The organism is Hymenobacter sp. UV11, from assembly GCF_004684095.1.
Taxonomy (GTDB): Bacteria; Bacteroidota; Bacteroidia; order Cytophagales; family Hymenobacteraceae; genus Hymenobacter.
Genome location: NZ_SRII01000009.1, coordinates 34,623 through 48,384, shown reverse-complemented (window position 1 = coordinate 48,384; position 13,762 = coordinate 34,623). Strand labels below are relative to the sequence as shown.

Below are 13,762 nucleotides of genomic sequence, written 5' to 3'. Positions count from 1 at the left end.
GGTCCTGGAAACGGATAATGGGTAGTCTTTACGACAAATAAAGCAACAACGGCCGGAAATAGCTTACTAAATGCGTCGTGATTGGTCGGAAATTCACAAAAAAACGTCATGCGACGCCTGCCGCATGACGTTGATAGTGAGAATAGTAACTGGCAGCGGCGCCAGCGCTCACCTAGCCGAGTTCTTTTACGGCCGCCGTCAGCTTGGGCAGCACGTCAAACACGTCGCCCACAATGCCGTAGTCGGCTGCCTTAAAGAACGGCGCCTCCGGGTCTTTGTTAATCACCACAATCACCTTCGACGAGTTGACGCCCGCCAAGTGCTGAATGGCGCCCGAAATGCCGCAGGCAATGTATAGGTTGGGCGAAACCGTGATGCCTGTTTGGCCCACGTGCTCGTGGTGAGGGCGCCAGTCCACATCGCTCACCGGCTTCGAGCAGGCCGTGGCCGCGCCCAGTGCCTTGGCCAGGTCCTCGATGAGGTTCCAGTTTTCGGGGCCTTTCATGCCCCTACCCCCCGATACCACCAGCGCCGCCTCGGGCAGCAAAATGCCGCCGGCCTGGTCCTGCATTACCACCTGCTTGGGTGCATCGGCAAAGTCGGCATCGCTAAGCTGAGCCGCAAAGGCCACTACCTCGGCCGTTTTGCCGGCTTCGTGCTGAGCCTCAATAGAGTTTTTCTTCACGGCGATAATCTTACGCTCGCCGTTCAGCACCACGTCCGAAAACGCCTTGCCCGAAAACGCGCCGCGCTTCACCGTAAACTGGCCGCCCTCGGTTTTGGGCAGCTCCACCACGTTGGTAGCCAGCGAAGCTTGCAGCCGGATGGACAAGCGCGAGCCCACAGCCGCACCGATGTTGCTGTTGGCCAGCACAATCACCTTGGCATCTTCCTGCTGGGCAGCGGTGGCAATGAGCTTGGTGTAGGCATTATTCACGAAGTCCTTGAGGCGCGGCTCCTTATCATAGAGCACCTTCGTGATGCCCTGCTCGCCAAGCTTGGCAAGGCTGGCGTCGGAGGCTTCGCCCACGGCCACGGCCGTAGCGCTGGTACCGAGCTGCGCGGCAAGCTGCGCACCGTAGGTAGCCACTTCGAGCGAAGATTTTTTCACTTCGCCCTTATCGCATTCAACTACTACTAAAACAGACATCTCTTTTAAGTTATGAGTTAAAAGTTATGAGTTATGAGTTGCCGGCTTGAGCTTGAGGTAGGCTGTTTGCCAACTCATAACTCACAACTTTTAACTCATAACTCCCTTAAATGACTTTGGCTTCGTTGCGGAGCAGCTTAATCAGGTCGCCAGCGTTGGCGGCGTCAATGAGCTTCACGCCCTGCTTCTTGGGGGGTAGGGCGAATTCCTTCACCTCGGTGCGGGGGGCGTCGCCGGTGGCGGGCACTACTTTCAGGGGCTTGGTGCGGGCCGTCATAATACCGCGCATGTTGGGGATGCGGGGCTCGCACATGGGCTGCTGGCACGAGGCCACGAAGGGGGTAGCAACCTGCACAATCTCCTTGCCGCCCTCAATTTCGCGCTCCAGCGTGGCGGTGTTGCCGCTCATATCCAGCTTCATAGCCGGCGCCACGGTCGGGATGCCGAGCAGCTCGCCTACCATGCCGTGCACCTGGAAGCCGTTGTAGTCAATGCTTTCCTTGCCCATCAAAATCACGTCGTAGCTGCCCTCTTTGGCGATGGCCGCAATCTGCTCGGCCACGAAAAAGGCATCTTTCGGCGCGGCGTTCACCCGGATGGCGTCGTCGGCTCCGATGGCCAGCGCCTTGCGAATATTAGGCTCCGTGTCGGCCTCGCCCACGTTGAGCACCGTCACGGTGCTGCCCACGTTGGCTTCCTTCAGTTCGATGGCGCGGGTGAGGGCATATTCGTCCCAGGGGTTAATCACGAACTGCACCCCGGCCTTATTAAACTCCTTGTTATCAGGGGTAAAGGTTATCTTGGTGGTCGTGTCGGGCACGTTAGAAATGCAAACTAGAAACTTCATGTAAGCAAGGGTAGGGTGAGAGGAGAATGCAAAAGTAGTCGGCTTGCATAACAGTTGCCAGGCCAAAAAAGGTCTTTCGACCCCGCTTACAACCAGAATGCGGCCTGAAAGTCGCAATTTTGCTTCAAAGATAGCCCAAACCCCGCCCATGGATGCCCCCAGCCGCTTACAACAATTGGTAGCTTTTTACGAAGCCGACCCCACCGACCCCTTCACGATTTACGCCCTGGCCACCGAGTACCGCGCGGCCGAGCCCCTGCGCGCCTGGGGATTTTACGAGAAGCTGCTGGCCGAGCACCCCGACTACGTAGGCACCTACTACCACGCCGGCAAGCTGCTCGAAGGCTTCGGCAAGAAGGATGAAGCCGAGCAGGTTTATCGCAAAGGCTTGGTAGTAAGCCGAAAAGCCGGCCAGCTGCACGCCGCCAGCGAGATTCAGCAGGCCCTCAACAGCTGCCTGGGCCTGGACTACGAGGACGAATAGAGGGTAGGGCACTGCTTACCGATAGCCGGCCCGCGGAAGGGATTTGTGCTAAATGAAGCTGGGCACCTCAGTTCTGATGGCCGTTTGCCTTGAGGCCTTGCAGTAGTTCGCCGTAAAACCGGCCGGGCGGGCTGTTCTTCAGCTCAGGGCTGAAAGCCCTATAGAGCGGCGCTACCTCTTCGTAGCGAGGTGGCGTTGTCATTCTAAGTTGGCCCAGTATTTCGAGGCTCGCCCAAGAAGTTGGGTTGGCTTTGATGAAGGCAAAAGCCATTTGGGTATATTCTTTATCAAGCACGGCATACTCGGTTTGAGTAGCCTTTTGCTGCCCTGCCACCTTTATTTTTTGATAAACAGGTTCCGTAGAGGCCAGCAATCGCTGGTAGGCCGCCAGCTGAGCACCGCCCGCAAGGTGGGCCTTCGGCAGCGAGTCGGGGCTGGTTACTGTTACCGGTTCGGGGCTGATAAATAAGGAAACACGCTCGGGTGACGAACGGGTGTATATATTATTTCGCATTCCTTCCCGCAAATGACCCTGGCGCTCCAGTACCAATTCGGCCGAGTGAGGCCAGCCATTGGAGCCCCGCAACTCAAACTGGCCGTTTTTCAGCGTGGCCGAATCCAGTACCTGCGGGCCGTATACCAGATAGATTTTGGCCGGGGCGCTGAGCTGGCCTACCTGGCCTTTTACTACGTAGGGGGTAGGGGCCTGGGCAAAAGCCAGCGTGGGAGCCAGCAGTAGTAAGCCGAGTACGTACTTTTTCATGGAGATGGAGTAAGATACGGGTAGGGGAAAGTAAGCAGCTAACGCCAGTGCCGGCAATATAGTATTGCACCGATAAATATAAGTCTGTGTGACCCCGCCGTTACTTTGTGGCCTATGTCAACCAAGATTTTACTAGTTGAGGATGAGCCTAAGGTCTCGGCTTTCATCCGGCGCGGGCTGGAAGAGGAGGGCTACGAGGTGGAGGTAGCCTACGACGGCACCTTTGGCCAGCGGCTGGCGCTGGGGAAAGAGTTCGACCTGGTTATCCTGGACGTTATCCTACCCGGCCAAAGCGGCTTGGAGGTGCTCAAAGCCGTGCGCGCTCAGGACCAGGAGCTACCCATTCTCATGCTCACCGCGCTGGGCACTACTCAAGACAAGCTTCTGGGCTTCGACGGTGGGGCCGACGACTACCTCATCAAGCCCTTCGATTTTGTGGAGCTGCTGGCGCGGGTGCGGGCGCTCACGCGCCGCCGCGACCGCCGCTCCACCAAAGGCAACCAGCTGAGCCTGGCCGACCTAACGGTAGATACTGCCGCCAAAACCGTGACCCGCGCCGGCCAGCCCATCAAGCTCACAGCCCGCGAGTTCAACCTGTTGGAGCTGCTGCTGCGCCACCAGGGCCGCGTGCTGAGCCGGGGCGAAATTGCGGAGCACACCTGGGAAGATTCCTTCGATACGGGCTCCAACGTGATTGACGTGTACGTGAATTACCTGCGCAATAAAGTGGACAAGGGATTTAGTAAAAAGCTGATTCATACGGTAGTAGGGATGGGCTACGTGCTGCGGGAAGAGTAGTCCTGCTGCCTCCTTCGCTGAGCTATGACTTTACCCGCTACTACTCGTTTTCTATTCGCGTGACTATTCGCAATCGGCTGACCTGGCTATTTTTGGGCGTAGTGGCCGTGTTGCTGTTTGCGGTGCTGGCCATTGTGTTTGTGTTGCAGTTCACCTCCTCGCAACGGGAATTTCAGCAGCGGCTGCGCGAGCGGGCGCAGGTAACGGGCTACATCTACCTCGAAAAAGACGAAATGCGCGCTAGTGCCTTTCGGGACTTCGAGAAAAAATACCTTCAGGCGCTCAGCAACGAGATTTTACAGGTCTACGACGCTACCGGCCAGGTGCGCTTCGTGGCCGAAGATGAGCGTGTGCGGCTACCCGATGCCATCCTGGCGCGCATCGTAACCAATAAGGAGTACTATTTTGAGCTGGGCCAGCGGCAGGCAGTCGGCATATTCTACCAAGATAATCAGGGCGATTATACCATCGTGGCCGCCGCCGAAAACGTGTATGGTCACCGCCGCCTGCAAAGCTTAGCCACCATTATGGCCGCGATTTTTGTGGTGAGCCTGCTCGTTATCTATGGGGTAGGGCGGGGCTTTGCGGGCCGGGCGCTGGCGCCCATCGCCGCCCTCAACGACCAGGTAGACCGCATCACGGCCCAGGACCTGCACCAGCGCGTAAACGAAGGCTTTTTGCGCACCAGCGAGCGCGACGACCTCACGCGCCTGGCCCGCACTTTCAATCGGCTGCTGGGCCGCCTCGAAGCTAGCTTCGAGGGGCAGCGCACGTTTGTGCGCAACGCCTCGCACGAGCTGCGCACGCCCCTCACGGCCAGCATTGGCGAGCTACAGGTGCTGCTGGCCCGCGAGCGCTCGGTGCAGGACCTGCGCGAAAGCGCAGCCTCGGTGCTGGGGGAGTTGCAGCAGCTCAAGAGCCTGATTAATAATTTGCTGGATATGGCGCAAGCCGAAGGTAATGTGCCCCTCGCCGACGAGGTACGCCTCGACGAGCTGCTGTGGGAAGTGCGCGAGGGCGTGGTGCCGGCCCAGCGCGCACGGGTGCAGGTAGACCTGGGCGACCTAGCTGAGCTGCCCGCCGACCCGGCCGCCTTTATAGTGCCCGGCCACCGCACCCTGCTGGTGCGGGCCCTGGGCAACCTGGTCGATAATGCCCTTAAGTACTCAGCCGCCGACCAAAAGGTGCTCCTGAGCCTGCGCTGCCAGCCGGGCGGGGGCTGCCTGGTGCGCGTGGCCGACGCGGGGGTAGGCATCACCCCCGAAGATTTGGCGCAGGTATTTCAGCCCTTCTTTCGGTCGGCGGCGGTGCGGGGGGTAGGGGGGCACGGGGTAGGGCTGCCGCTGGCCCAGCGCATTGCCAACCTGCACGGCGGCACGCTCACGCTGCGCTCGGAGCTCGGCCGGGGCACGGTAGCTGAGTTGACCTTCGGTAGCTAAGACGAAAAAAAGGAGGTTTTTTCAAAAAATTCATCTTTCTAATTCGTTTCTAATTAGCCTCTAATAAGGGCCTAATGTGGGTAGGAGAGCTTTGTAGTATCCTTTCATCGCTGCATTTGCCAGTCGCCACGCAGCTTCCTGCGGTGCTACGGCCGGCAGTTCTACCCCTTATGTCGTTTCCGAATTTTGCCTTTCAAACCCTGGCCGTAGCCGAGGAGCTGCGGTTAACCAGCGTGGCTACGCCTGGTGATGATGACCCTTTTGACCGTACTTGAATTTTTGCTGGATACTGTCGAGCACAGATTGCTTCCGAGCCGCAGAAGCCGCGGGCTATGGTGGTTACCCGTAGTGTCGGCATAGTCACACTGCTTTCGCGGCAGGTTTTACCGGCCGTGTCGGAGTGGGCGCGTAACAGTAAGCTGGCGCGGGAGTAGCACAAGTAACGCGTTATTTATGAGTCGTTAAGTAAACCCTCGCTTCCCATGGGCTGAGGCTTTCTAATGTGTTTCTAATGCGTCTCTAATCTGTTTCTAATTTCTTATAAATGAGGGTGTAATGAATATGCAGATAGGGTGAATGAAGTCCGCTTTCTTCCTGTTAGCTTTGCTCAAGTGCCTAGCGAGATTTTTAAAATAAAAAAGTGATTTCACAAAGATTTTTTGGTGCCATTCGTCGCTATCTGGTATCCTTTTCGGCGGCGGCCCCACTGGCCAGCCCAGGGCAAATTGTAAGAGCCGGTGTGTTGCTGGCAGGGTTAGGATTAGGTTTCGCACCGGCGGCCTCCGCGCAGCTATCGCCAGCTGATGCAAGCGCACTGCCCGTCGATACGGTACGCCTGACCCTACCCGATGCTGAGCAGCGCTTCGTGCAGAACAACCTGCAAGTGCTGGCCCAGCGCTACAACATCACGGCGGCCCAGGCGCTGGCTGTGCAGGCCCGCCTCATCGACAATCCCACCATCTTGCTGGACCAGAATGCCCTGCTGCAAGCCGTGCACCGGCGCACGCTCGACGATGGCAGTGGCACGGCCGGCAACCAGTTTGCTTTTCAGGCCCAGCAACTATTTGCGCTGGCCGGGCGGCGGCGGGCGGCGGGCAAGGCGGCCCAGCAAGCGGCCGTGGTCGAAACCTTTAACCTGGAAGACCTGGTGCGCAACCTGCGCTTTCAGCTGCGCACTACCTATTACGACGTCTATTTCCGGCAGCAGACGCTGCGCGTGTACGACAACGAGATTCCGTCGCTGCGCCACACCGTGGACCTCTACCAAAGCCAGTTTGAAAAAGGCAACATCGCGCTCAAGGAAGTTATTCGCTTGAAAGCCTTTTTGTTTACCCTGGAAAGTGAGCGCCTGGGCCTCGTGACCGAGCAGGCCAGTGCCCAGGCCGACCTGCATATTCTGCTGCGCGACTCGACGCGCTCGGCCTACCGGCCCGTGGTAAGACCCGGCCGGGTGCGGGACCTGTCGCTGGCCCCGTTTCCTGAGGCCCAGCTGACCGATACGGCGCTGGTGCGGCGCGCCGACCTGCTGGCCCGCCGCGCCGAGGTGCAACGCCAGAATCTGAACCTGAACCTGCAGCGCGCCGTGGCAACGCCTGACCTGGCCGTGGGCTACAACTACGACCGGTTTGGTTCTTATATCAATAATTACCAGTCCGTCACGCTGGGCTTGGCAGTGCCGATTTTTAACCGTAACCAGGGTAATATTCAGGCAGCTAAAGCCCAGATTAGCAATGCCCAGGCCCAGGCTGCCCAGCAGCAGCTGGTAGTGCGCCGTGAGGTGCACGAGGCCTACCAGGTAGCCCAGCGCCAGGATGAGCTGTACCAGCACACCAGCCGCGATACTACCCCCTTCGCCCGCCTCATCGACAACATCGAGCAGAGCTACACCAAGCGCCTGATAAGCGTGGTCGAATACCTGGACTTTTACGAAGCCTACAAAAACAACGTTATTCAGCTCAACACCTTGCGTGCCAACCGTATGCGTGCCTTTGAAAATGTTAACCTGGCCACTGGCCGTACGCTTTTACGGGCCGAATAAATCAGTCAGCAAGTATCCCACAGCGGGATAGCTGCTGACTGGTAATGGAGCACTGATAACTAGTATTTGCTAATCGAAAAAATGAACCGTCTTCCTTATTTTTTGCTGTTAACCCTGGGCCTGGGTGCCTGCTCCAAATCGCCGGAAACGGCTAATGCGGAGGAAACCAAAACCGCCAAGAAATTCTCGCTTTCAGACCAAACCCTGAAAGAGCTGGCCTTCGATACCGTGCGCCTGGAGCCGGTGCGCAGCGAGCAGTCGTTCTCGGGCCAGGTCGTTACCAACGGCGACAAGACCGCCAAGATATTTCCCCTGGTAGGAGGAATAGTAGAGAAGCTCAATGTGGAGCTGGGCGACCACGTCACCAAGGGCCAGGTGCTGGCCGTGGTGCGCTCGGGCGAAATCGCCGACGTGCAAAACCAGAACAGCACCGCCGGCACCGACGTGGCCATTGCCAGCAAAAACCTGAGCGTGGCCGAAGACCAGTTTAAAGCCGGCCTGGCGGCCGAGCGCGACGTGGTGCTGGCCCGCGAGGAGCTGCGCAAAGCCCAGAGCAACCTGGGCAAGACCAACAAGCAGCTCGGTATATACGGCGTGTCAAAAGACGGCTATTATACCATTAATGCGCCGATTTCGGGCTTCATCACCGATAAGAACGTGACGCAGGGCATGCAGTACACCAACGCCAACACCGACGCCGATGGGTTTTTTACCATCGCCGACCTCGACCAAGTGTGGGTGCTGGCCAACGTGTTTGAGGCCGACATTGCCAACGTGAAGCTGGGCTACCAGGCCGATATTACTACGCTTTCCTACCCCGATAAACATTTCAAAGGGGTAGTAGACAAGGTTTTCAACGTGCTCGACCCCGACAGCAAGGCCCTGAAAGTGCGCGTTCGCCTTCAAAACCCCGGCTACCTGCTCAAGCCCCAGATGTACGCCCAGGTACACATCCTCAACACCGAAAACCAGAAGGAGCTGGCCGTACCCGCCAACTCCGTGATTTTTGACAAAGACCAGCATTTTGTGCTCGTGTACAAGAGCCGCACTGAGGTGAATACCCGCCCCGTAACCGTGACCAAAACCGTGGGCGATATTAGCTACGTGAGTGGCCCCAGCCTGAAGGCCGGCGACGTTATCGTGACCAAAAACCAGCTGCTCGTGTACGACGAGCTGAATGATTGATTTTGAGGCCGTTTGTCATTGCGAGCGCAACGAAGTGAAGCGCGGCAATCTTTCCTGGTCGTTCACTTCATCAGGTTAATAATGCTAACGTGGAGAAAGGATTGCCGCGCTCCACTTCGTTGCGCTCGCAATGACGAACAATTGTAATTAACTCAGCAGTAGAGAAGTGAATAAATTCATCCAAGGCATTATTGCCTTTTCGCTCAAGAACCGGGGGTTTATCTTCCTGCTCACGCTGGCGGCGGTTATCGCCGGGGTAGTGAGCTACCGAAACACGCCCATCGAGGCGTTTCCGGACGTGACGAACACCGAAATCACCATCATCACGCAGTGGCCCGGCCGCTCGGCTGAGGAGATTGAGAAGTTCGTGACCGCGCCCATCGAAATAGCGCTCAACCCCGTGCAGAAGAAGACCAGCGTGCGCTCGACCACGCTCTTCGGCCTGTCGGTGGTGAAGGTGATTTTCGACGACGGCGTGGACGATGCCTTTGCCCGCGTGCAGGTCAACAACCTGCTGGCCGGGGCCGACCTTCCCGACGGCGCCGAGCCCGAGGTACAGCCGCCCTACGGCCCTACCGGCGAAATTTTTCGCTACACGCTGGCCAGCAAGGACAAAAGCACCCGCGAACTCAAAACCATTCAGGACTGGGTGGTGGAGCGCAACCTGAAGGCCGTGCCCGGCGTGGCCGACGTGAATAGCTTCGGCGGCGAGGTGAAAGCCTACGAAATATCGGTGGACCCCAGCAAGCTGCAGGACTTCGGCCTCACGCCGCTGGACCTCTACACCGCCGTGCAGCGCTCGAACATCAACGTGGGCGGCGACGTGATAAACGAAGGCCAGCAGAACTACGTGGTGCGCGGCATTGGCCTGCTGAATAATATTTCCGACATCAATAACACGGTGGTGAAAACCGTGAACGGCGCGCCCATCCTGGTGAAGGACGTGGCGCAGGTGCACGAGTCGGCTTTGCCCCGCTTGGGCAGGGTAGGGCGCGGCCTGAACGACGACATGGTCGAAGGCATCGTGGTGATGCGCAAGGGCGAAAACCCGTCCGAAGTCATCAAGCTGCTGCAAGCCAAAGTGGAGCTGCTGAACGACAAGATTCTGCCGCCCGACGTTAAAATCAGCACCTTCTACAACCGCCAGAACCTGATTGACTTCTCGACCGAAACGGTAATTCACAACCTCACCGAGGGCATGATTTTCGTGACGGTGATTGTGTTCCTGTTTATGGCCGATTGGCGCACTACGCTGATTGTGAGCATTATCATCCCGCTGGCGCTGCTATTTGCCTTCATTTGCCTGCGCCTGAAGGGCATGAGCGCCAACCTGCTCAGCATGGGTGCCATCGACTTCGGTATCATCATCGACGGCGCTGTGGTGATGGTAGAAGGACTCTTTGTGGCGCTCGACCACAAGGCCCACGAGGTGGGCATGGAGCGCTTCAACAAGCTCGCCAAGCTGGGCATCATCAAGAAAACCGGCCGCGACATGGGCAAGTCGATTTTCTTCGCCAAAGCTATCATTATCACCGCCTTGCTGCCGATTTTCTCCTTTGAGAAAGTGGAAGGCAAAGTATTCTCGCCGCTGGCCTGGACGCTGGGCTTTGCTCTGCTCGGCGCCTTGATTTTTACGCTGACGCTGGTGCCCGTTTTGGCTTCGATTCTGCTGCGCAAAAACGTGCGGGAGAAAGAAAACTTCCTGCTGCGCGCTATTAATAAGGGCGCCCGCAAGGTGTTTGTGTTCACCTACGCCCGCAAAACGGCCAGCCTCATCGTGGCCGCGGCCATCGTGGTGGCCGGCATCGGAATGTACCAGTTTTTGGGTACCGAGTTCCTGCCTGAGCTGAACGAAGGCTCGATTTACGTGCGGGCGCAGCTGCCGCTGAGCATCTCGCTCGACGCCTCCAACAAGCTCTGTAATGAGATGCGGCGCGTATTTATCAGCTTCCCCGAAGTGAGCGACGTGGTGAGCCAGACCGGCCGCCCCAACGATGGTACCGACCCCACGGGTTTCTACAACAACGAGTTCCTCGTCCAAATCAAGCACACCGATGAGGTGCAGAAAAACATGAAGCACAAGGAGTACCGCGAGGCCCTCATTGAGCGCATGAAGGAAAAGCTGGACCGCTTTCCGGGAGTAGATTTCAACTTCTCGCAGCCCATCACCGACAACGTGGAAGAAGCTGCCTCGGGTGTGAAGGGTAGTATCGCAGTCAAAATCTACGGCACCGACCTTAAACTAATGGAGGGCAAAGCCCGCCAGGTGTTCGAGGTGCTGCAGCACGTAGACGGCATCGACGACCTGGGCCTGCTGCGCAACATCGGCCAGCCCGAGCTGCACGCCGACCTCGACGAGCGCCGCATGGCCAGCTACGGCGTGAGTAAGAGCGACGCCAACGCCGTGCTCGAAATGGCCGTAGGTGGCAAGCAGGCCAGCCAGATGTACGAGGGCGAGCGCAAATTCCCCATCCGGGTGCGCTACGAGTCGCAGTTCCGGCAGAGCCCAACCGAAATTGCTGCCCTCATGGTGCCAACCCAGAGCGGCAAAACGGTGCCCCTGAGCGAAATAGCTGACATCAAGCAAGTAACCGGCCCCAGCCTGATTTACCGCGACGACAACACGCGCTTCTCGGCCGTCAAGTTCTCGGTGCGGGGTAGGGACCTGGGCTCGGCCATTGCCGAGGCGCAGGAAAAAGTGAACAAAGTAGTGGTGCTACCCAAAGGCTACTCCATGAAGTGGACCGGCGACTTCGAGAACCAGCGCCGCGCCTCGCAGCGCCTGGCGCAGGTGGTGCCCATTTCGCTGGCACTTATCTTCTTCATCCTGTTTATCCTGTTTGGCAACCTGAAAGATGCCGGCCTGGTGCTGCTCAACGTGCCGTTTGCCCTCATTGGCGGCATTGCGATGCTGCTCATCACGCACACCAACTTCTCGATTTCGGCCGGTATCGGCTTCATCGCGCTGTTTGGTATCTGTATCCAAAACGGCGTAATTCTCATCAGCGTGTTCAAGCAAAATATGCTGGCCAAGATGAGCCTCGACCGCAGCCTGGCCGAGGGGGTAGCCTCCCGCGTGCGCCCGGTAGTGATGACGGCCCTCATGGCCATTATCGGCCTCATGCCAGCCGCCCTCAGCACCGGCATCGGCTCAGAGACTTCGAAGCCGCTGGCCATCGTGGTTATCGGCGGCCTGCTCACCGGTACCATCCTGACGCTGTTCATCTTCCCCTTGATTTTCGAGCGCACCTACCGCGCCGAGCACACCCACTACACCGACGACCGGGCTACCCCGCCGGCGGCCGTGCTGGTGCACTAACGCCGAATTTTTGAGCATGACAGTCTAACAGAACGTCATGCTGAACAAAGTGCAGCATCTCGCTCGTGGTCGCCAAGGTTCGTAACCTGACGATTCGAGCGAGATGCTCCATTTGTTCAGCATGACGTTTTACCTAAGGTAGCGTAGCCAGAAACCGTCCCACTACCCCCTGCCACTGGCGCGGGTGCCTGTGCCAGTACGGCTCGTGCCCCGAGCCCACGAAGTCAACCCGCTGCTTGGGGCCGGCCAGGTGGGCAAAAATGGTATCGGTTTCGGCGCGCGTCACGCGCGGGTCGGCGGTGCCCCAGAGCAATAGGGTGGGGGTAGGCACGCGCCGGGCGTACTCCCCCGCATTCAGGCCAAAGGCCCAGTAGCCATTCTCCACACTGCCCCAGAATACCAGCAGGTTGGCCAGCGGGAAGGGGGGTAGGCGCATGGACACAAAGCGGTTGCGGGCCGTTTGGAGCATGCTGCCGTAGGGGCACTCCACGATGCTGGCGGCGGGGCGCAGGCCCAGCTCGCTCTCGGCCCGCAGGATGGCTACCGCGCCCATGCTCACGCCATAAAGCACCACCGGCGCGCCCGGCTGCCGGGCCTGCGTCCAGCGAAAAGCCGCCACCACATCGTCGGCCTCGCGGTAGCCGATGGTGGTCTGATAGCCCTCCGAGGCGCCGTTGCCGCTAAAGTCGAGCAGCAGCACCGCGTAGCCGAGCTGCCGAAAATACCCCGCCTCGGGCCGCAGCCGCGACCGGTCGCTAGTGTAGCCGTGGCAGAGAATGACCGTGCCGCGCGCGCCTGGCACCGGCCCGAACCAGGCAGCCAGCTGCCCGTTGGGGCTGCGCAAGGCCACGTCTTCATAAGGAAAGGCGGGCGTCGCCAGGTTAAGGGGCTTCGGGTTTTGCAAGCCCATGAGCATAATTCTAATTTTCTCGCTGGTGGACAGCTTTTCGGGGTTGCGAGTGCGCGGCCCGGCGTCGGTGGTGAAGTGCGTGAAGCGCCAGGCGTGGAGTGCCACCACCACATTAAGCACCACGAACACCAGGGCCAGCACCCATAGCAGCCGGCGCAGCACTAGGGGCGCTGCCGGCGCGGGCCGGGCCGGTAAGTGGGGGGTAGGGAAGTGGGCCGCGCTGGGCGCGGGTGGCGCACGTCGGCGCCGGCCAGCCCGCGCAGGTCGGCCACTTCTTCGGCCGTGAGGTCACGCCACTCGCCGGGCGCCAACCCGCTCAGCGACAAGCTGCCCAGGGCCTGGCGCACCAGGCGTAGGCAGGGCAGGCCCACGGCGGCGCACATCTTGCGCACCTGCCGGTTCATGCCCTGCGAGATGCTGATTTCGACCCAGCTCGTGGGGATGCTGGCCCGGTAGCGGATGGGCGGGTTGCGCGGCCACAGGTCGGCGGTGGCGTCCTCAGGCAGGGCGCGCGCCTCGGCGGGTAGCGTAAAGCCTTCCTTTATCTGCACGCCCTCGCGCAGCTGCTGCAGCGCCGCCTCAGTGGGGTAGCCCTCCACCTGCGCCCAGTAGGTTTTGGGCACCTTGTAGCGCGGGTCGCTGAGGCGGTGCTGCAGCTGCTTGTCGTCGGTGAGCAGCAGCAGGCCCTCGCTGTCAAAATCGAGCCGGCCCACCGGATACACGTTGGGCACCGCCACGAAGTCCTTAAGCGTGGTGCGGCCGTGCTCATCCGTAAACTGCGTGAGGACTTCGTAAGGCTTGTTGAGGAGGAGATAGCGCATATTTGAAA

General features: G+C 59.2%; 11 protein-coding genes. 6 read left to right on the top strand and 5 right to left on the bottom strand.

Going from position 1 to position 13,762, the window contains the following annotated elements; genetic code table 11:
* Window positions 1-172 precede the first annotated feature (172 nt).
* Together E4631_RS17610 and E4631_RS17605 are read right to left on the bottom strand one after the other, a co-directional pair.
* Window positions 173-1,150 carry an electron transfer flavoprotein subunit alpha/FixB family protein gene (locus tag E4631_RS17610; RefSeq protein ID WP_133655583.1) on the bottom strand — a complete coding sequence of 326 codons (978 nt, stop codon included), beginning with the start codon at window positions 1,148-1,150 and terminating at the stop codon, window positions 173-175.
* A gap of 106 nt (window positions 1,151-1,256) precedes the next feature.
* Window positions 1,257-1,997: an electron transfer flavoprotein subunit beta/FixA family protein gene (locus tag E4631_RS17605; RefSeq protein ID WP_133655582.1), complete on the bottom strand. Its 741-nt coding sequence runs from the start codon at window positions 1,995-1,997 to the stop codon at window positions 1,257-1,259.
* A 148-nt stretch (window positions 1,998-2,145) separates the two neighbouring features.
* Here E4631_RS17605 and E4631_RS17600 point away from each other — a divergent pair, with 148 nt between their 5' ends.
* Window positions 2,146-2,481, top strand: a complete 336-nt coding sequence (locus E4631_RS17600; protein WP_133655581.1) for a tetratricopeptide repeat protein — start codon at window positions 2,146-2,148, stop codon at window positions 2,479-2,481.
* A gap of 67 nt (window positions 2,482-2,548) precedes the next feature.
* Here the strand turns inward: E4631_RS17600 and E4631_RS17595 are convergent, their stop codons facing one another.
* A complete protein-coding gene (locus E4631_RS17595) occupies window positions 2,549-3,244 on the bottom strand; it encodes a DUF4369 domain-containing protein (RefSeq protein ID WP_133655580.1) in 696 nt (231 codons plus the stop codon).
* A gap of 114 nt (window positions 3,245-3,358) precedes the next feature.
* Between E4631_RS17595 and E4631_RS17590 the strand changes: the two genes are divergently transcribed.
* From E4631_RS17590 to E4631_RS17570, 5 genes are all read left to right on the top strand, one after another.
* A complete protein-coding gene (locus E4631_RS17590; protein WP_133655579.1) occupies window positions 3,359-4,042 on the top strand; it encodes a response regulator transcription factor in 684 nt (227 codons plus the stop codon).
* 59 nt (window positions 4,043-4,101) lie between these two features.
* Window positions 4,102-5,481 (top strand): HAMP domain-containing sensor histidine kinase, encoded by a 1,380-nt coding sequence (locus E4631_RS17585; RefSeq protein WP_133655578.1) that lies wholly within the window; start codon window positions 4,102-4,104, stop codon window positions 5,479-5,481.
* A 739-nt stretch (window positions 5,482-6,220) separates the two neighbouring features.
* On the top strand, window positions 6,221-7,519 hold the full coding sequence (locus E4631_RS17580; protein ID WP_166647925.1) for a TolC family protein: 1,299 nt from the start codon (window positions 6,221-6,223) through the stop codon (window positions 7,517-7,519).
* Window positions 7,520-7,600: 81 nt separating this feature from the next.
* Complete coding sequence (locus E4631_RS17575) at window positions 7,601-8,704, top strand: efflux RND transporter periplasmic adaptor subunit (RefSeq protein ID WP_133655576.1); 1,104 nt, start codon at window positions 7,601-7,603, stop codon at window positions 8,702-8,704.
* A 166-nt stretch (window positions 8,705-8,870) separates the two neighbouring features.
* Window positions 8,871-12,023 carry an efflux RND transporter permease subunit gene (locus tag E4631_RS17570; RefSeq protein ID WP_133655575.1) on the top strand — a complete coding sequence of 1,051 codons (3,153 nt, stop codon included), beginning with the start codon at window positions 8,871-8,873 and terminating at the stop codon, window positions 12,021-12,023.
* A 133-nt stretch (window positions 12,024-12,156) separates the two neighbouring features.
* Here E4631_RS17570 and E4631_RS17565 read toward each other — a convergent pair whose 3' ends face one another.
* On the bottom strand, window positions 12,157-13,095 hold the full coding sequence (locus E4631_RS17565) for an alpha/beta hydrolase (RefSeq protein WP_133655574.1): 939 nt from the start codon (window positions 13,093-13,095) through the stop codon (window positions 12,157-12,159).
* Window positions 13,095-13,754, bottom strand: a complete 660-nt coding sequence (locus tag E4631_RS17560; RefSeq protein WP_133655573.1) for a pseudouridine synthase — start codon at window positions 13,752-13,754, stop codon at window positions 13,095-13,097. Before E4631_RS17560 ends, E4631_RS17565 begins: the two co-directional genes overlap by 1 nt.
* Window positions 13,755-13,762: the final 8 nt, after the last annotated feature.

What these genes read in the sequence shown, in the direction of transcription:
- E4631_RS17610 (WP_133655583.1), bottom strand. Translation starts at nt 1,150, where the DNA reads ATGTCTGTTTTAGTAGTAGTTGAATGCGATAAGGGCGAAGTGAAAAAA.
- E4631_RS17605 (WP_133655582.1), bottom strand. Translation starts at nt 1,997, where the DNA reads ATGAAGTTTCTAGTTTGCATTTCTAACGTGCCCGACACGACCACCAAG.
- E4631_RS17600 (WP_133655581.1), top strand. Translation starts at nt 2,146, where the DNA reads ATGGATGCCCCCAGCCGCTTACAACAATTGGTAGCTTTTTACGAAGCC.
- E4631_RS17595 (WP_133655580.1), bottom strand. Translation starts at nt 3,244, where the DNA reads ATGAAAAAGTACGTACTCGGCTTACTACTGCTGGCTCCCACGCTGGCT.
- E4631_RS17590 (WP_133655579.1), top strand. Translation starts at nt 3,359, where the DNA reads ATGTCAACCAAGATTTTACTAGTTGAGGATGAGCCTAAGGTCTCGGCT.
- E4631_RS17575 (WP_133655576.1), top strand. Translation starts at nt 7,601, where the DNA reads ATGAACCGTCTTCCTTATTTTTTGCTGTTAACCCTGGGCCTGGGTGCC.
- E4631_RS17560 (WP_133655573.1), bottom strand. Translation starts at nt 13,754, where the DNA reads ATGCGCTATCTCCTCCTCAACAAGCCTTACGAAGTCCTCACGCAGTTT.